The sequence below is a fragment of the Lacticaseibacillus jixianensis genome (assembly GCF_003946485.1).
GTDB lineage: Bacteria > Bacillota > Bacilli > Lactobacillales > Lactobacillaceae > Lacticaseibacillus > Lacticaseibacillus jixianensis.
On record NZ_RHOJ01000002.1, the window covers coordinates 124622 to 142106 of the forward strand.

Annotated in this window: 17 protein-coding genes and 1 riboswitch; of the genes, 3 read left to right on the top strand and 14 right to left on the bottom strand. The window is 59.9% G+C overall.

Annotated features, from left to right (window positions below):
• Window positions 1-20 precede the first annotated feature (20 nt).
• Entirely contained in the window at window positions 21-257 is a 237-nt protein-coding gene (locus tag EKM85_RS01640) for a ferredoxin (protein WP_125584534.1), read from the top strand.
• 139 nt (window positions 258-396) lie between these two features.
• Window positions 397-1398 carry an amidohydrolase family protein gene (locus EKM85_RS01645; protein WP_125584535.1) on the top strand — a complete coding sequence of 334 codons (1002 nt, stop codon included), beginning with the start codon at window positions 397-399 and terminating at the stop codon, window positions 1396-1398.
• A gap of 63 nt (window positions 1399-1461) precedes the next feature.
• Here the strand turns inward: EKM85_RS01645 and EKM85_RS01650 are convergent, their stop codons facing one another.
• From EKM85_RS01650 to EKM85_RS01700, 11 genes are all read right to left on the bottom strand, one after another.
• Window positions 1462-2052: an ECF transporter S component gene (locus EKM85_RS01650; RefSeq protein ID WP_125584536.1), complete on the bottom strand. Its 591-nt coding sequence runs from the start codon at window positions 2050-2052 to the stop codon at window positions 1462-1464.
• 107 nt (window positions 2053-2159) lie between these two features.
• Window positions 2160-2282: riboswitch (FMN riboswitch) on the bottom strand.
• Between the two features lie 52 nt (window positions 2283-2334).
• The gene (locus EKM85_RS01655; RefSeq protein ID WP_125584537.1) at window positions 2335-3078 is read right to left on the bottom strand and encodes a pseudouridine synthase; all 744 of its coding nucleotides are present in this window, start codon (window positions 3076-3078) and stop codon (window positions 2335-2337) included.
• The gene (scpB, locus tag EKM85_RS01660) at window positions 3068-3733 is read right to left on the bottom strand and encodes an SMC-Scp complex subunit ScpB (protein WP_125584538.1); all 666 of its coding nucleotides are present in this window, start codon (window positions 3731-3733) and stop codon (window positions 3068-3070) included. Before scpB ends, EKM85_RS01655 begins: the two co-directional genes overlap by 11 nt.
• Window positions 3733-4461, bottom strand: coding sequence for a segregation and condensation protein A (locus EKM85_RS01665; RefSeq protein WP_125584539.1), 729 nt, complete (start codon window positions 4459-4461; stop codon window positions 3733-3735). The genes scpB and EKM85_RS01665 overlap by 1 nt, the downstream gene beginning before the upstream one ends.
• On the bottom strand, window positions 4436-4828 hold the full coding sequence (locus tag EKM85_RS01670) for an N-acetyltransferase (protein ID WP_125584540.1): 393 nt from the start codon (window positions 4826-4828) through the stop codon (window positions 4436-4438). Before EKM85_RS01670 ends, EKM85_RS01665 begins: the two co-directional genes overlap by 26 nt.
• A 90-nt stretch (window positions 4829-4918) precedes the next feature.
• Window positions 4919-5824, bottom strand: a complete 906-nt coding sequence (gene xerD / locus EKM85_RS01675) for a site-specific tyrosine recombinase XerD (RefSeq protein ID WP_125584541.1) — start codon at window positions 5822-5824, stop codon at window positions 4919-4921.
• A complete protein-coding gene (locus tag EKM85_RS01680) occupies window positions 5808-6671 on the bottom strand; it encodes a CvfB family protein (RefSeq protein WP_125584542.1) in 864 nt (287 codons plus the stop codon). The genes xerD and EKM85_RS01680 overlap by 17 nt, the downstream gene beginning before the upstream one ends.
• 11 nt (window positions 6672-6682) lie before the next feature.
• On the bottom strand, window positions 6683-7144 hold the full coding sequence (locus EKM85_RS01685) for a DUF441 domain-containing protein (protein WP_125584543.1): 462 nt from the start codon (window positions 7142-7144) through the stop codon (window positions 6683-6685).
• Between the two features lie 396 nt (window positions 7145-7540).
• Window positions 7541-9307: a pyruvate kinase gene (gene pyk, locus EKM85_RS01690; RefSeq protein ID WP_125584544.1), complete on the bottom strand. Its 1767-nt coding sequence runs from the start codon at window positions 9305-9307 to the stop codon at window positions 7541-7543.
• A 94-nt stretch (window positions 9308-9401) separates the two neighbouring features.
• Window positions 9402-10361, bottom strand: a complete 960-nt coding sequence (pfkA, locus tag EKM85_RS01695) for a 6-phosphofructokinase (protein WP_125584607.1) — start codon at window positions 10359-10361, stop codon at window positions 9402-9404.
• A gap of 98 nt (window positions 10362-10459) precedes the next feature.
• Complete coding sequence (locus EKM85_RS01700; protein ID WP_125584545.1) at window positions 10460-13765, bottom strand: DNA polymerase III subunit alpha; 3306 nt, start codon at window positions 13763-13765, stop codon at window positions 10460-10462.
• A gap of 98 nt (window positions 13766-13863) precedes the next feature.
• On the opposite strand from EKM85_RS01700, the gene EKM85_RS01705 reads away from it, so the two are divergent.
• Window positions 13864-14061 (top strand): YjzD family protein, encoded by a 198-nt coding sequence (locus EKM85_RS01705; protein ID WP_125584546.1) that lies wholly within the window; start codon window positions 13864-13866, stop codon window positions 14059-14061.
• 211 nt (window positions 14062-14272) lie between these two features.
• On the opposite strand, the gene EKM85_RS01710 is transcribed toward EKM85_RS01705, so the two are convergent.
• The 3 genes from EKM85_RS01710 to EKM85_RS01720 all read right to left on the bottom strand — a co-directional run bounded on the left by EKM85_RS01710 (window position 14273) and on the right by EKM85_RS01720 (window position 17309).
• Window positions 14273-15124 (bottom strand): hypothetical protein, encoded by an 852-nt coding sequence (locus EKM85_RS01710; RefSeq protein ID WP_125584547.1) that lies wholly within the window; start codon window positions 15122-15124, stop codon window positions 14273-14275.
• Window positions 15125-15204: 80 nt separating this feature from the next.
• Complete coding sequence (locus tag EKM85_RS01715; protein WP_125584548.1) at window positions 15205-16755, bottom strand: bifunctional metallophosphatase/5'-nucleotidase; 1551 nt, start codon at window positions 16753-16755, stop codon at window positions 15205-15207.
• A gap of 2 nt (window positions 16756-16757) precedes the next feature.
• Complete coding sequence (locus EKM85_RS01720) at window positions 16758-17309, bottom strand: DUF1836 domain-containing protein (protein WP_125584549.1); 552 nt, start codon at window positions 17307-17309, stop codon at window positions 16758-16760.
• Window positions 17310-17485: the final 176 nt, after the last annotated feature.

Genomic DNA, 17485 nt, shown 5'->3' on the forward strand with positions numbered 1-17485 from the left:
TTTCCCTCGGAAGTGAGTCTATGAAACCAGTATACGCGCATGTCGACCAGGCTGCCTGCATCGCTTGCGGGCTCTGCCAGATGCTGGCCCCCAAGCTGTTTGATTACGACAGCGAAGGCATCGCCAGCTACACCCCGGATCACAACGCCGGCACCACGCCGGTCGACCCGGCAGACCTGATCGACCTCAAGATCGCCTTTCGCCGCTGCCCCACCGGCGCGATTCAGCACAGTGAGCACCCCTTTAACGAACAATAGATGCCCCCGTCTACCGCCGTGCCGGCTTTTATTGGTGCGACGCCGGTTGCCCCTTATGCGGGCTTGGAGTTTCATCACGCTGGGTCCGCCCTGCCCGCGGCCTCGGATACTGAAAAGGGATTAGTAAAGGAGTGTCATAATGAAAGTCATCACAGTTGAGGAACATTTTGAATCCGCCAAGGTCACGCAGGCCATGGCCGCCGCAGCCGGTCAGCAAAACCGGCCCAACGTCAGTCCAGAGATGGCGCACTACATGCAAACCACCTTGCCAACGCCCGCCATCATGCAGGACGTGGCCAAGGACCGGTTGGACTTTATGGACCGCTACGGCATTGACGTGCAAGTCTTGTCTTACGGGAATGCCCAGCCGCAAAACCTGGACCCCAAGGACGCCGTAGGACTGAGTCAGCTGGCCAACGATGAGCTGGCTAATGCCGTCCACACTGCGCCTGACCGCTTCGCCGGCCTGGCGACCCTGCCCGTCGGTGATCCCGCCGCTGCGGCCACGGAACTGCACCGCGCCGTCGAACAGCTCGGGCTCAAGGGCGTGCTGCTAAAAGGAAATTACGCTGGCAAGTTCTTTGATGACCCGTTCTTCTTCCCGATTTTTCAGGCTGCGGCCGACTTGGCCGTGCCGGTGTACTTCCACCCGTCATTCGTGCCGCCGGTCATCACGCAGCATTATTTTGAAAGCGACCACTGGTCCGAAGTCGTAGCGGGGATTTTTGGCAGTGCCGGCTATGGCTGGCACATGGATGTCGGCATTCAGGTCATGCGGATGATCCTGTCGGGGATTTTCGACAAGCTGCCGAACCTTAAGCTGGTCTCCGGTCACTGGGGCGAGCTGGTGCCGATGTTCTTGGAACGGCTGGACGACGAGCTGGACGCATACGCCGGTCTGAAGCGGCATTTTTCCGCCTACTATCGTGACAACGCCTATGTCACGCCCAGCGGCATTTTGAGTCAGCCGCAGCTCAACTTCCTGCTCGAGGAAGTCGGTGCCGAACACATTCTGTATTCGATCGACTACCCGTACAAGCAACCGGAAAGCGCCGGCACCTTCCTGACGGAGGCTAAACTTACGGCCAGCCAGCGTGAAGCCATCGCGCATGGCAACGCCGAGCAGTTATTCCACCTTTAACCGCTGACCCACTAAAAAAAGCCATCACCTCGCGGGATGATGGCTTTACTTTTGCCGTATTCACTACTGCAAGTGCGTGGCGCCCTGCCGTGCCCGCTGCTTTTCCAGCCACGGCATGAGGGCCTTGGCGATCGCGAAGAAGACCACCGACACGACCGCCCCCTTGATCAGGTTGAATGGCACGACCCCGATCAAAACGTACCGCACCGTGGACATCCCCAAATTGAAGTTCATCACGGCCAGGTACATCGGCATGATGGCCAGCCAGTTGAGCAGGCTCATGATGACGGTCAGGCTCAAGGTCCCCAGCGCGAGGCCGGACACCTCGCGGCCAAGGCCGCTCTTAGGCTTCATGGCCATCACGACCGGCAGCATGAACCCGACCGACGCAATGAACGCCGCCAGATCGCCGATGAGATTGACGATCCCGCCACCGGTCAAGACGAAGTGGAGCAGCGAGCGGACAAACGCGACCATGATGCCGCCTCCCGGACCGTAAAGCAACCCGCCAAGCAGCACGAGCAGGTCAGAGAGGTCAAGCTTCAGAAACGGAAACATCGGCAGGATCGGAAACGCCAAGTACATCATCAAGACGAACCCGACCGCCGAAAGCAACGCGATCCCAACTAAACGGTGAACCTTAGAACCAGACATGAATATCCCTCCATGTGGTTGCTTCAGAGAGGCTGCGCCAAGGCGCCAAAAAGGCCTATTTACCCCAGGGTAAATAGGCCTTAGCTTGAATGTGGATTCAAAATAAGCCCCATCTTCTTTATCTAGACTATACTATCGGTCTCGGAATCGCACCGAGTCGGCCGCGCACATGCGCGGGTCGCGGACTGTTACCGCCGGTCGGGAATTTCACCCTGCCCCTGAAGACGAACCAGTATTTAATTTTTAGTACTTACAAATTATAACCACAGGCGGGGCTGGCTGTCAACCTTTTTGTGCAAGCGCTTCAAGTGCCTGCAATTCCTCGCGTTTCAGCGGCCGGTAGTCCCCCGGCTGCAGCCCTGTCAACGTCAGCGGGCCGTACTGCTCCCGCGCGAGCTTGATCACGGGATAGCCGATGGTCTTGAACATCTTCTTGACCTGGTGGTTGATCCCCTGGTGAATGGTCAGCTGGATGATGGCGGTGTTTTTGGCCTTGTCCGCACTGATCTGCTTGAACCGCGCCGGCGCCAGCTTCTTGCGGTCGACGACCAGGCCATCCTTCAGCGGCATCAGCTTGTCGCGCGTAGGAATGCCTTGCACCTTGACCACGTACTTCTTTTCGACCTTGTAGGACGGGTGCATCAGCATATTGGCAAAATCGCCGTCGTTGGTCATGATGAGCAGCCCGGACGCGTCCCAGTCCAGTCGGCCGACCGGGTAAATGCGCTCCTTGACGTCCTCAAAAAAGTCCATGACGGTGCGCCGGCCCTTGTCGTCGGTGACGGCGGAGATCACGCCGCGGGGCTTGTAGAACAGGAAATACTTCTTCTGCTCCTCCTGGTTCAGCGGGACGCCGTCGACTTCGATCGCGTCCTGGGGGGTCACTTTGACCCCCATCGCCGAAACGACTGCCCCGTTCACGGTAACGTGCCCGGCGGCGATCAGCTCTTCCGCGTGGCGACGCGAGGCGATCCCCGCGTTGGCAATGGCCTTTTGCAGGCGTTCCTCAGTTGGTTTATTTGACATGGTGAATTCCTTCCTCTGACTTCTCGTCAGTGGTGACAGGTGGTTCCGGGGTTGGCGTTGGCGCATCAGCCGCTGACTGCGGCGCACCGGGAGCGCTATCCGCCAGCGTGTGGCGGAAATCGGTGAATAAATCGACCTCGGCCGGATCGGCGTGAGTCTCATCTAGCGGCGGCAGGTCATCTAGCGTGTGCAGGCCGAAGTAATCAAGGAAAAACGGCGTGGTCGCGTACAGGATCGGGCGGCCCGGCGCGTCCTTGCGCCCGGCTTCCTTGATCAGCTGGCGCGACGCCAGGGTGGTCAAAGCGCCGGCGCTTTGCACCCCCCGCACCTCGTCGATCTCCAGGCGCGTGATCGGCTGCTGGTACGCGATAATGGCCAGGACCTCAAGCGCCGCGTTGGACAGGCCCGCATGCGGGGGCCCAGCAAAGTACTGCTTCAGCGCCGCGGCGTATTCCGGCTTGGTCAGCAGAAAGTAGCGGTCGTCGGCGCTTTGCACCATCAACCCGCGGCTGCTGTCATCGGCGAGGCCTTGGGCAAAGATGGCCAGCTGCTGCCGCATGGCGGCCGGCGAGATATTCAGCAGCTGGGCGAAGTCGTTCAGGGCGACGCCGGCCTCGCCAGCGGTATACAAAATGGCCTCGATCACGGGCTGCATCAGGCGGCCTCCTTTTTCATCACGGTGATGGGCGCGAACGGACTGGATTGCTCGCAGATGATCTGGTCGGCCTTCATCAGCGTCAACAGCGCCAGGAAGGTCGTCACGACGCCGTCCACGGTCTGAACGGCGACCAGGGTCTCAAACCGGCAGGTCCCCACCTTGCTCAGCTGGGCCAAGACCTCGGTGATCCGCTTCTCGACTGAGATGGGTTCGCCCTCGATGTGCGCGATGGTTTGCTTGGTCGCCAGCTGCCGGGCCACCACGGCCGCCATGGCCTTGGTGATGTCGTGCAGCTTGACCGAGCCCGGCCGCATCGGCACCTGCACTTCGGCGCCGGGCAGCGATTCGGGCTTGGCGTAGGACTGCGAGCGCGCCGTTTCGCGCTCGCGCAGCTGCGCGGCCGCCTCCTGATAGACCTGGTAGGTCAGCAGCTGGGCGACCAGGCCCGCGCGCGGATCCGTGTAGTCGTCGGGCGCCGTCTCTGGGTCGGGCTCGGGCTGAGGCAGCAGCATCTTGCTTTTCATCGCCATCAGACTGGCGGCCATAACAAAATAATCACCAGCCACGTCCAGCCGGGCCGTCTGCATGTCATGCAGGTAAGCCAGGTATTGGCTAGTGATCTCAGCAATCGGAATGTCGTAGATGTCAACTTCATTGGTCCGAATCAGGTGCCAGAGCAGGTCAAGCGGTCCCGAGAAGTCATTCAGCACTAAGGTCAGTGCCATCGAGTGCCTCTTTTCTGGCCTTCTGGAACGACGCGATCAAGGACGCGTTGTCCATCGTGCCCATCAACTTTTTATCAGGATACTGCGCGCACAGGTCGCGCAGCACCGTAAATTTGGTCTCATCGCTGCGCACTGCCGGGGAAAGCGACAGGTGCCGCACCATCACGTAGTCCTGGCCCAGCTCCACGCCGACGACCCCTTCGAAATCTTCACCCGGGGCTTCGCGGTACAGAAACAAGGCGTGACTGTTGTCTGCCGTGTACAGGGTCAGTTCAGTTCGCAGATGATCAATGTCCTTCAGATCGGGAATAAAAGACAAGAACCCCATCGCGATCTTGGCATAATCATTCTTATACTTGGTTAGCATAATAGCCTCCACAGATTAACTCCACTCTGAGGGATACTTTACCATATCTTAAGGGTGGCGACAAATACCAACCGGCTCGCGGCTTTGTACTCAGCCGCGGGGATGAGTCTGGTGGTAGACTGTCATGATCTTCTTATTGGACAGGTGCGTGTAGATCTGGGTGGTCGAGATGTCGGCGTGCCCGAGCAGCTCCTGCACCACGCGCAGATCCGCGCCGTTTTCCAGCAGGTTCGTGGCAAAACTGTGCCGCAGGGTGTGCGGGGTGACGTCTTTCTCGATGCCAAGCGCCGCGATGTAGGCCTTGAGGTTCTTCCAAATGCCTTGGCGCGTCAGCTGGTGCCCGTGAAAGTTCACGAACACCACCGCCGGGTCGCCTTTTTTGACCAGGCGCGGGCGGCTGTCGTGCAGGTACTGGTTGACCCAGTCGACGGCTTGCGGCGACACCGGCACGATGCGCTGCTTGTCGCCCTTCCCGGTCACCGAAAGCAGGTTCAAGCTGAGGTGCATCTGATCCCGGCGCAGGTTGACCAGCTCCGAGACCCGCAGCCCAGTGGCGTACATCAGCTCAAAAATGGCGCGGTCGCGCAGGCCCAGGGGCTTGGTCACGTCCGGCGCCGCCATCAGCGCGTCGATCTCCGGGCCGCTCAGCGTGGCCGGCAGGTGCTGGGCGGGCTTAGGCGAATCCACCAGGGTCATCGGGTCGGCCTTGACGTGCTCTTCGCGCAGCAGGTACCGGTAGAATTTGCGCATGGCCGAGATCATCCGACTTTGCGAGGTCGCGGCCTTCACCGCCGCCTGGGTGGCCAAAAAGGCCTGGATCGACGCCAGGTCCTCGGGGTAGCCGTCGCCTTGCTGCGCATTGACCCAGGCGGTGAACTCGACCAGGTCCTGGCGGTAGCTGGCCTGAGTGGTTTTGGCCAGGCCGCGTTCAACGTCCAGGTAATGGACGAAGTCGCCAATCAAGTCCGCCCGTGCCTGCTCACTTTTGGTCGACACGGCGGGTCACCCCATTTTCTTCAACCACTAAGCGGGCCTTGAGCAGGTGGCCCAAAGCGCGCTTAAAGGCCCCCTTGCTGATGCCAAAGGCGATCTTGATCGCCTCTGGGTCGCTCTTGTCCGTGTAAGGGATCGACTTTGCGGGGTCGTGATCGATCACGGCGAGGATCATCGCCGCGTCGTCGCCGATCTCCTCAAACGCCCGCGGGCGCAGCGACAGGTTCAACGTGCCGTCGTCGCGCACCCCGATCACGCGGCCGTGAACGACCTGGCCCAGCCGCGGCTCCTGGTCGCGCTCGCTGGGATGGATGAAGCCCAGGTAGTAGTCATCCGTGATCACGTGCGTTCCCGACAGCCGCAGCGCGTAAACGGTCGCTGTGACGTCGGCGTTCATCATCGCAGGCTTGGCCTGGTTGGCCACTGCCTGGAACATGTTCATGTCGGCCAGCTTGGCCCAGAGGCGGTGCTGCTTGTCGATGTGCATCGAGACCATCAGGCGGTCGCCCTTGGCCGGCCAAAGCTTCGTCAGCTCCGGCAGGTCGTCCAAAGACAGGACCAGGTCCTTATCGGGCAGCCCAATATTAATGAAGACACCGAGGTCCTTGCGCACGTCGACCACGGTGCCGAACGCGTACCGGTCGTAGCCGACCTCAGGGAGCTTGGTGGTGAAGCGGTCCGCCCCGCCTTTGTTCTCGTACGCGAAGCCGTGCAGCACGTCGCCCACGGCCGGTTGGGTCGCAAACTCCGCGGCGTCAACGCTCATCGTCACGCCTTGGTACTGCACGAACACCTGGGTCTCGTTTTGGTCTGAGACTGTAGCGTCAACAATTTGCCCGTTAAAATTCATTTTATTCTCCTTTAATGCGTTGGCATTAGGTTAAACACGCTCAAGATCACATAGGTCATGCCACTGGCGATCACCGGGCCGGCTGCGATGCCCTTGAGGAACACCACGCCCAGGATCGTCCCGAACACCAGCGCGACGGTCATCTCCGGGTTGCCGGCAAGCAGGCCGACCCCTTTGGACGACAGCACCGCCACGAGCACGCCCATGGCAATAGCGATCCAGCCGGCCGGCGTCTTCATCACGTTCAGGAGGTCAGAAGCGGTGATGTCCCCGGTCGCGATCGGTACCATGATGGCCGCTGAGATGATCGTGACGCCCCAATTGATGCCCTGCGCTTGTACGGTTTTTAGCAGCGGATTCAAGAATGGGATCAGCTTGAGCAGCATCACGGCCCCGACGCCGATCATCAGGGCCTTGTTTTTCGAAAGTGCGGCGATGCCGAACACCGCGCCCAAAAATAGCCAGCTTTCCATGTTTACCTCCGGCGGTTCAGTCTAGATAACACTTTACACGCTTCGCTTAGAGATGTCACTAGTTGACATAACGATAACCAAAACTTTATTGAGGCCAACCGCGCCCCAGGAACAATGGTTGACCAAAAGGCGCTGCTACGTGCGTAAGCCGCGCCAATCGCCCCGACCGCCGCCAAATGGTTCGGCTAATCTGTTCTGCCGTGCCGCTCACGCCACCACTGAAGCAGCGCGGCGGCCCCCATTAAAATGAAACCCCAGGGCAAAAGCACGAACACCGCATCACCGCGTGCGGTCAAGGCTGCTCATCCCACTAGGTTAACGAACACTGCACACCCTACACAAAAAGGCCGCTCCCAGCAACGGGAACGGCCTAATTGGATTCAATGACGGAAAAGCTTACAGCGTGTTTGTTGCACCCTTGTAAACAATGCCGCGACGGGAATCAACGGTGACGATCTGACCATCAGTGATGGCCTTCAGGGCACCTTCAGCACCAACAACGACTGGGATCCCCATGGCGATGCCGACAACGGCCGCGTGAGAAGTCAAGCCGCCATTTTCAACGACCAGAGCGGCCGCCTTTTCGATGGCTGGCAGGTAGTCCTTGTCGGTCGTCTTAACGACCAGGACGTCACCCTTTTGCATCTTGGCTGCGGCTTCTTCAGCGGAAGTAGCCAGAACAGCCTTACCAACGGTGGCTTCGTCGCCAACACCAGAACCTTGGACCAGCTTGGAGCCGATCAGTTGGATCTTCATCACGTTGGTCGTGCCAGATTCGCCAACCGGCACACCGGCGGTGATCAGGATCAGGTCGCCTTCTTCAGCGAAGCCCAATTCCTGCGCCTTCTTGGTGGCCAAGTCGAACATCTCGTCAGTGTTGGCAGGCTTGTCAACAACGACTGGGAAGACGCCGCGGTTGATGGTCAAGCCGCGCTGAGTCTTCTCATCGAAGGTCAGGGCAAGAATGTCAGCATCTGGGCGGTACTTGGAGATCATGCGGGCGGTGTAGCCAGATTCGGTGGCCGCAACGATGGTCTTCACGCCAAGCTTCTTGGCGGTACGGGCAACGGCAACACCAACAGATTCGGTGACGGACGCATTGTCGTAGTCACGTTCTGGGTAGCCGCCTTCCTTGGTGATCTGCTCTTCGATGTAAGCGTCGATCTTCGCCATTGCGGCAACAGATTCAACAGGGTATTCACCGTTAGCGGATTCGCCAGAAAGCATGGTGGCATCGGTGCCGTCGAACACAGCGTTGGCCACGTCGTTAACTTCGGCACGGGTCGGACGTGGGTTCTCCTGCATGGAGTCCAGCATCTGGGTCGCAGTGATGACCGGCTTGCCGGCATCGTTGCACTTGCGGATCAGGGTCTTCTGAACGATCGGCACGTGTTCGAATGGGATCTCGACACCCATGTCACCACGCGCAACCATCAGGCCGTCGGAAACCTTCAGGATGTCATCGAAGTTGTCGATGCCTTCCTGAGATTCGATCTTCGGGTAGATCTGAACGTTCAGCGCGTTCTTCTCTTCGAGCAGTTCGCGAATGTCCATGACGTCCTGCGGCTTGCGGACGAAGGAAGCAGCAATGAAGTTGATCCCGTTGTCCAGGCCGAAGCGAATGTCATCGGCATCCTTTTGGGTGATCCCTGGCAGGTTGATCGAAACGCCAGGAGCGTTAACGCCTTTACGGCCGCCCAGCACACCATCGTTTTGAACGGTGCAGACCAGTTCGCGGTTCTTTTCGTCCTTTTCGGTGATCAGCATGTCGATCAAGCCATCGTCAAACAGCACGTGGCCACCAACATGGGTATCGTCGTAAAGACCGTCGTAGGTAACAGCGACTTTTTCTTTGGTCCCTTCGAGCGAAGCATCCATTGAAATGCGAACAACATCGCCGGTCTTGAACTCGATCTTCCCGTTCGGGGTACCCTGAACGGTCGTCCGAATCTCGGCACCCTTGGTGTCAAGCATGATCCCGACAGTCTTGCCGGTGATCTTTTCCGCTTCGTGGACCATGTTCATGCGGGCCAAGTGTTCTTCGTGGTCCCCATGAGAGAAGTTAAACCGGAATACATTAGCGCCAGACTGGATCAGCTTAACGATAAGGTCCGTTGTGTTGCTGGCCGGGCCGAGCGTGCTAACGATCTTGGTTTTTTTCATATGTAAAATCGCTCCTTTAGACATTTTTTAACCCGCCGTGATGGCGAAATTAACTAAGTTAGATACATCGAATACTGACTGCGTGAACAGCCTTCTAGTAAGCGAGGTCCTCAACGAGCTTGTGCAGCTCGAGCTGACTCTCGTGTTTGGAATTGAACAGGTCGGTCATCGCGTGGTTGACCAGCTTGTTGTTCTGGATCCCAACGGCCAGGCCGCCTTTGCCCTGCATCAGCAGTTCAACGGCGTAAGCCCCCATCTCGGAGGCCAAAACGCGGTCTTTGGCAGTCGGGTTGCCGCCGCGCTGAACGTGACCAAGCGTGGTCGCGCGCAGCTGGAAGTCGCCGTACTTCGAAAGCTTAGCGGCGAATTCATCGGCGTGCATGACGCCTTCGGCCAGCACGATGATCGCGTGCTTCTGCCCGCGCTGACGGGAAGACCGAAGCTTTTCAGCCACCTTCTCGATGTCGTAGTCGTGCTCTGGAATGATCACGTCTGCGGCGCCGCCGGCAACGGCCGCCCACATCGCGATGTCACCGCAGTTGCGGCCCATCACTTCAACCACGAAGGTCCGCTCGTGGCTGGCCGCCGTGTCGGTCAGCTTGTCGATGGCGTCCAGCGCGGTGTTGACCGCGGTGTCAAAGCCGATCGTGAAGTCGGTGTAAGGAATATCGTTGTCGATCGTGCCAGGCAGGCCGATCGCATTGTAACCGTGTTGTGTCAGCTTCAGGGCCCCGTGATAGGAGCCATCGCCGCCGATCACGACCAGCGCGTCGATGCCGAACTTGTTCAGCTGGGCGATGCCCTTAAGCTGCACTTCTTCCTCCGCGAATTCCGGGTAACGGGCAGAGTAAAGCATCGTCCCACCGCGCTTGATCACGTCATTAACGGCTGCGGCGTCGATCTGAAAGATATCACCGGCAACCAGCCCGGCAAAACCATAGTTGATGCCGAAGACTTCGAGGCCCTCGGTCAAGGCTTTGCGGGAGACTGCCCGGACAGCAGCATTCATGCCAGGTGCGTCGCCGCCACTGGTCATAATCCCAATGCGTTTCATCATTTCACCTCATGAATTTTCTTTTGGGGCCGGGCCCCAATCACTCGTTAAGCATATCACTTTTCAGAAAAGTTGTCGCCTGAACCCGGATAATTTTCTCATTTTTCACCACCGCGGTCCAGCCGCTGGTACACCACGTTTTTTTCGCCTGCCAAAGCGCCGATCGCGGCCAGGGTCACGGCGCCATCGTCGACCCAGTACCGTTGCTTCAAAATGATGCTTTCACGTGTCTTGCCATTGACCAGGATCACCGGGGTGCCGCCGTGATGCTGGCCGAGCAGCTGCAGCAGCGCGCGCTGGGCCGCCTTGTCTGCCGGGTCAGCCAGCCGCACAAAGAGCTTGCCCTGCGGCAGCTTGGCCAGCGCCTCATCGCCCAGCTCGATGCGGTTGGCGATCAGCTGGAGGCCATCGCGCTCCTCGACCTTACCTTCCACGATGATCACCTGGTCCTCGTGGTACTCGGCAATGGCCGGGTACAGGCTGGGAAACACCGTCACGCTGAGCTGACCGGCCCCGTCCTGGCCGTCGATGAAGGCCATTTCCTGGCCCTTTTTCGTGCGGATCCGCTTGATGCGCCGGATCACCAACGCCAGCGTCGCCTGGGTGCGGCCTTCCAGGTCCGCGGAGGTCACCAGCGGCCGAAACGGGCTGAGGGCCTCCACGTACCGGTCGACCGGGTGGCCGGAGAGATAGACGCCCAGCACGGCCGCCTCCTGATCCAGCTGCGCCGTGGCACTCAGCTTCGGCACCGTGATGGTCTTAGGCTGAAACGCCTCAAACAGCGTCACGTCGTTGCCCGCCAGCTTGACGGTCTCGATCAGCTCGCCGAGGTTCGCCTGCACCTGCGCGCGGTTGGCGTCAAACTGGTCGAAGGCCCCGGCTTCGATCAGCGCGGTGAAGTTCTCCGGCTTCAGCCACTTGGCGTCGATCCGCTGCAGCACATCCTGTAGGGATTTGAACGGTCCGGTTGCCCGCGCCGCCAGCAGCGCGTCCGCAAAGTCGCGGCGCATCCCCTTCAGGGATAGAAAGCCGAACCGCAGGGCACCGTTTTCGATGCGAAAGACCAGGCCGGAGCGGTTAATGTCCGGCCCCAGCACCTTGATTTTACGACTCTTCAGCTCCTGAACATACTGCCGCAACTTGGGGCCGTTGTTTAGACTCGCGTTCATCAGCGCCGCAAAGAAGGCGGTCGGGTAATGGACCTTAATGTAGGCCAGCCAGAAGGCAATCATCGAGTACGCGACCGCGTGGCTGCGGTTAAAGCCGTAGTTGGCAAAATGGTCGATGTAGTCGTACACCGTTTCGGCGGTCTGCCGGTCGAACCCCTTGGCCTGAGCCCCGGCGATAAACTTGGTTTGCTCGGCGGCCAGTACCGCTGCCTTCTTCTTACTCATGGCGCGCCGCAGCAGGTCCGCCTCGCCCAGGCTGAAGCCGCCCATGGCGCTGGCGACCTGCATGACCTGCTCTTGGTAGACCAAGACGCCGTACGTCGGCGCCAGGATGGGTTCCAGCGCCGCCGCCGGATAGGTGATCGGCTCTTCCCCGTGCTTGCGCTTGATGAAGGTATCGATCTGCTCCATCGGGCCCGGCCGGTACAACGCGTTGGTCGCGACCACGTCCTCAAACGCGGTCGGCTGCAGCCGCCTGAGCACCGAGCGAATGCCGGCGGATTCAAACTGGAACACGCCGTTGGTATCGCCGCGGGCAAACAGCTTTAAGGTGGCGGTGTCATCCAGCGGGATCTGCTTGGGGTCAAAGGACTTTTTGGTCTGATACGCAATGGCCGCCGTCGCCCGGGCCAAGATGCTCAAGTTGCGCAGCCCCAGAAAGTCGATCTTGAGCAGCCCGAGCCGCTCAACGTTGGTCATGGTCACCTGCGTCTGCGCAATGCCATCGCCGCCGTCCTGGACCGCGACGGTGTCGGTCAGCGGCTCCTGCGCCAGCACGATGCCCGCCGCGTGGGTCGAGTAGTGCCGCGGCAGCCCTTCCAGCGCCAGCGCCGTTTGGTAGAGCGCCCGGTTTTGGTCCGAGTCGCTGATCAGATTGCGCAGCGGCAGGGAATCCTTAAACGCCTGGGTCAAATCGATCTTAAACTGCGATGGGATCGCCTTGCTCCACTTATCGCTTTCAAACTGACTCAGGCCAAACACCCGGGCCACGTCGCGCACCGCCTGTTTGGCGCCGAACGTGCCAAAGGTGATGATCTGGGCCATGTGGGTCTGGCCGTAAAACTCGTGCACGTAGTTGATCAGCTCCTGGCGCCGGTCGTCCGGAATGTCGATATCAATATCCGGCATCTGCGCCCGCGCCGGGTTCAGGAAGCGTTCGAAAAGCAGATCGTACTTCAGCGGATCGACCTCGGTGATGGCTAAGGCGAACGCCACCAGCGAGCCGGCCGCAGAGCCGCGGCCCGGCCCCATCATGATCCCGACCTCGTGCGCGTGGTTCATGACGTCGTGCACCACCAGGAAGTAATCGGCAAAACCCATCTCGGCGATGACCTTGAGCTCGTAGTTCAACCGCTTTTGGTAAGCCGCTGGCACAGGCTGGCCGTCAAACCGCTTGGCCAGCCCCTGCTCGGCCAGCCGGCGCAGGTATGCCGGCGCCGGCACGTCGTCTGGCGTGGGAAAATGCGGCAGCTGAGGCTGCTTGAACTCGATCGTCACGTCGCAGCGCGCCACCAGCGCCGCCAGGTTGGCCAGGGCCGCCTCCTGCCCGGCCGCCTGAAACGGGGCCGCGGCATCCGCCGCCTTGGTCAGCCAGTTGGGCCCCGGATCCATCAGGGTCGGGTCGCGAAAGTTGAGCTGCGTCCCTTCCTTGATCGCGCCCATCACCTTTTGGGTGAACGCATCGGTGGGATTCAGGTAGCTGACGTCGCTCAGGGCGATCAGCGGCAGGTTCGCCTGCTGGGCGAACTGCGGCAGGGCCGTGTCTAACTCTTGCGGGGTCACGCCCAGCTGCAGACTGGCCGGTTGTTTCGCCGCCAGCGCCTGAAAGTAGCCCTCGGCGCGCTGGCCGCGGTCCTTGAAGGCCTGGCTCATCAGGTACGCGCCCGGCACGATCACCGCCAGGCCGCCGAAGTCCGGCAGCGTCGCCAGGGTAGGCTGCTGTTCGGCCGGCATCATGATCGCGCTGGACAGGCGCAGCAGCTGGTGATACCCGGCAGTGGTTTCCGCGACCACGAGAAACTCGCAGTCCGGCAGGCGCACCGTCATCCCCAAAAGCGGCTTGATCCCCGCTTGTTGGGCCTGCGAATAGAAGTCGACGATCCCGTAGACCACGTTGACGTCACTGAGCCCAATGGCACTGAACCCCCGGGCCTTGGCCGCGCCAATGATCTGCTCCAGCGTCAGCGGGCTTTGCAGCAGTGAGTACGCACTTTTGACTTGAATATGGGTAAACATTGTTTCACCTCGCTGTCCATTATACCCGAAACCGGTGCGGTTCCCGGTTGCATTTTGCCCGCGGCGTGATAAGATGAATTTCAGAAAAGAGGGATACCATGCGCTATCTTGCAACCTTAGTCTGGGGCGTGATCCTCGGCCAAGTCGTCGGCTTTCTGGCCAGCGCGCTGACCGGCGGCACCTATGACCCTAAGCTTTCAACGCTTGTCTCAGTGATCTTCGTGATCATCCTCTTCGTTCTCCCGCCGATCATGAAGCACTTCGATCCGACGACTGATGAGAAGAAAACCAACTAATTTCTGAAAAAAGGCTGAGACCCAAAGCGTTTTTAGCCCAAAACGCAAGCGTCCCGACATCACGATTCGTTCTTTGAATCGCGGTGTCGGGGCGTTTGTGTGTCTGGGCGTTGCTTTGTGGAACGCGACTAGGGTAATTTTGTCTCACTCACTTTTCGATGCAAAAACCGGGCCCGGCACGCTTGCCGGACCCGGTTTAACGGGATCGCTCCTACTTGGTGACGTAGATAAACAAGTCGTCCGCAGACGCCCCCACGTTGAACCTCACGCCATTGCTCTTGATCGTCTTGATCGTCGTGTTGCGCCCGTCTTGGTCCTTTAAGGCCTGCTGGAAGTCTTTGCCGACTTTTTTGGCGTCGGCCCCCACGGCGTTCGCCAGCAAGCCGAACATTTGACCAAACTCGGCCTGCTTCCGCTTGTCCTTGATGGTCTTGATCGGGGCGATCTGGGTCGCGGAGATCAGCTGACCGTCCTGCACGTTGACGCGGAGCTTGCCGCCCTCGGCAGCCAGGGCCTCTTTCAGGCCGGCAACGCTGCCCGGCAGCTGCTGGTCCTTCGTCTTCGCGGACGCCGTTTTCATTGCCGCTTGCAGCGCCTGCTGCTGGGCGACGAGTTTCTGCTGCTCAGCCGCTGGCAGGGCCGCAATTTCCTGCTTGGTCGGCTGCTTCTGGGTGGCCGCGGCCCGCAGCTGTTTTTGCACGCTTGCCGGCAGCGCCGTCGCCACGATGGCCTGATTGTACTTAGCCGCGATCTTTTTGTACTCGCCCAGGGACTTGGCAGCCTTCACCGTCACGCTGACGGTCTTGTTACCGTCCTTGATCGTGACGTCCTGCTGCTTGGTGCTCATCGGCACAGTGAACGTGAACTTACCGTCGTTAACGGTGGTCTTACCGGCTTTGGTGGCAGCCGTGTAGCTGACCGCCTTGCCGGTCGCGTCCCCTTTGACGATCGCCACCATCCCCGAATTACTGTAAGTGGTCTTGCTGGTGCTCAGTTTCGTGCCGCAACCGGCGAGCGTGAGCACGGCGGCGAGGCCAACGAAGAGCAATCCTGTTTTTTTCATGAAAATCCCTTCCCTTGTTTCAGTCTGTGCCCCAGATTAACGCGCGCCGGCGGAAAACGCAATGAAAATGTGACTAGGTGTCACATTTTTGGCAGAACCGTAAAGTTATGGTCCGCACGCGCTGAAATGACCGGATGAGCCTGCAGGTAGTCGGCGATCAGCTCCGTCATGTCCTTCTGATTCTCCCGGACGATCTTGCTCGGGTCAAACATGGCAAAGTTGCCCCCGCCCGCCGCGCGGTACGAGTTCGTCGTGACCTCGTAATATTGGTCTGAGGCCACCGGTGCGCCGTGATACAGCAGCCGAGTGACCCGCTGGCCCACCGGCTGAGAAATGTCCAGCGTGTAATCCAGGCCCTGGTACATGTCGTAGTTGTAATACTGCGGCTTGGGCTTGGCAAAGCGTTCCGTGACGACCAGCTGCCCCTCCTGCAGCGAGAAGAACTCGGCGCATTGCTCCAAGGCCGCCTTGATGTCGGCTCCGGACAGGCGCAGCACAGCCAAGGTGTTGGGATAAATGTAGTTGGTCACCACATCGCGCATCGTGATGGTCTGACCAAAGCCGGTGCCTTCGTTGTTGAACAAGGCGGTGCCGGCGATGTCCGTCCCGGTGGCCGCCATTTGCACCTTGTTGATGAATTCGATGTACGGGGTTTCGACCCGTCGTGCGGCCTGGGGATCTTGAATCGTCATGTCGCCCTGCACGCGGCCCAGCGGCGAATCCAGCCAGTCCTCCGTGTCATTTTGCGTCTGCTTAACGGCAGCCAGCACGCCGGCATCGGCTTTGGCCGCGCCGGTCGCCACCAGCTTGGCCGCCGCGCCAGCGACTTGCCAGCCCGCCTGGGTCTGCTTGAGGTCCAGGGTGATCACGCCGACGTCCGCGCCGCGGTAGCCTGGCTGGGTGGTCGGTACGCCGTTGACCAGCCCCGCCAGCTCGCGGTGCTGGTGTCCGGTGACCAGCGCGTCCACGCCCGGCAGCTGACTCAGCTGGTAGCCGACGTTTTCGCCGGTCAACGCCTCCGTCGGCTCACCGGTTTCCAGGTCACGCTCAAACCCGCCGTGGTAGGCGATGACGACCACATCCGCCAGTTCGTGCAGGCGCTCAAGCCACTGCTTGGCTGCAGCGACCGGGGATTCGAACGTCAGGTCATGAATGTGGCTCGGCCCTTCCCAGTGCGGAATGTAGCTGGTGGTCAGGCCGAGCACGGCGACCTTCACCCCGCCTTTTTCAAAAATCTGGTAAGGCTGGCCGAACGCCGGCGCGCCATGGTCCAGAATGTTGGCGCACAGCACCGGGTAGTTCAACGTGGCGATCGCTTTGCTGAGGTACTCGCGGCCGTAGTTGAACTCGTGATTGCCCACGATGCCAAGGTCGTAGCCCACCTGGTTATAGGCCGCCGTTTCCAGCCGTGGGTCCTGCTTGATGCTGGCCGCGTAGTACGCCAAGGGCGAGCCCTGCAGGTAATCGCCGTTTTCAATCGTCAGCACCGGCCCCGTTGCCTGCTGCCGCAGCGCGTCGATCACCGGCTTGGCCTTGCTCAATGAAAATGGCAGGTCAAGGCCGCGACGGACGTAGTTGGTCGGGGCGATGAAGCCGTGGGTGTCGCTGGTCGACAAAATAGTCAGTTGCACGATTATTTCTCCTTTTTCCCCGTCGGCTGCGGCGCCACCATCGTGATCATCGCCGACACCAGCATCTTCTGCAAAACGGCGTTGATGGCCAGCGAAACCATGGCACTTTGCACCTTGACCGTGTCTTCCTTGGTCACCTTGTTGATGATGACACCGCCAGCAAAGTTCGTATTGGCCTGCTGGATCGCGCCGGCAAAGCCCATGATGAACGCGTCAAACGCCTGCTCTTTTTCCCGCCCCTGCAGCTGATAGTCGATCCCGCCGGCGATCTCGTCCAAGGAAAAGACAGACTTGAGGATCGCGATGATCAGGATGTTGGCCACCTGCCCGCGGTGATACTTCTTCTTGGTGGGGGGCGTGATGACGCCCTTTTTCACGTAGTTGTTGACCATGGTGGCGGTCAGCTCCCCCAGGTCAAGCGGTGCGATCAGCTCGTTGACGTACTGCACGACCTGGTCCATGTACAAGTCAAACTGCGGCAGGTCTGCCCAGCGCGGCAGCTGCACCTGCTGCAGCCGCTCCAGGTACGCCGTATACACTTCATCTTCAGCCATAATGAGCCTCCTCAGGTTGGTTTCCTTAAGTATAGCACGAGAACTAGTGTTGGAAACCAGATAGTCAACTACCACCGAATGAATTCGGTGGCTTGTAGCTCGCGTGTCATCGACACAGTGGTCAAACACCTTCCAGGCTCCCACTTGCTGCGGCCACATCGTCGGGTAGTTGACAA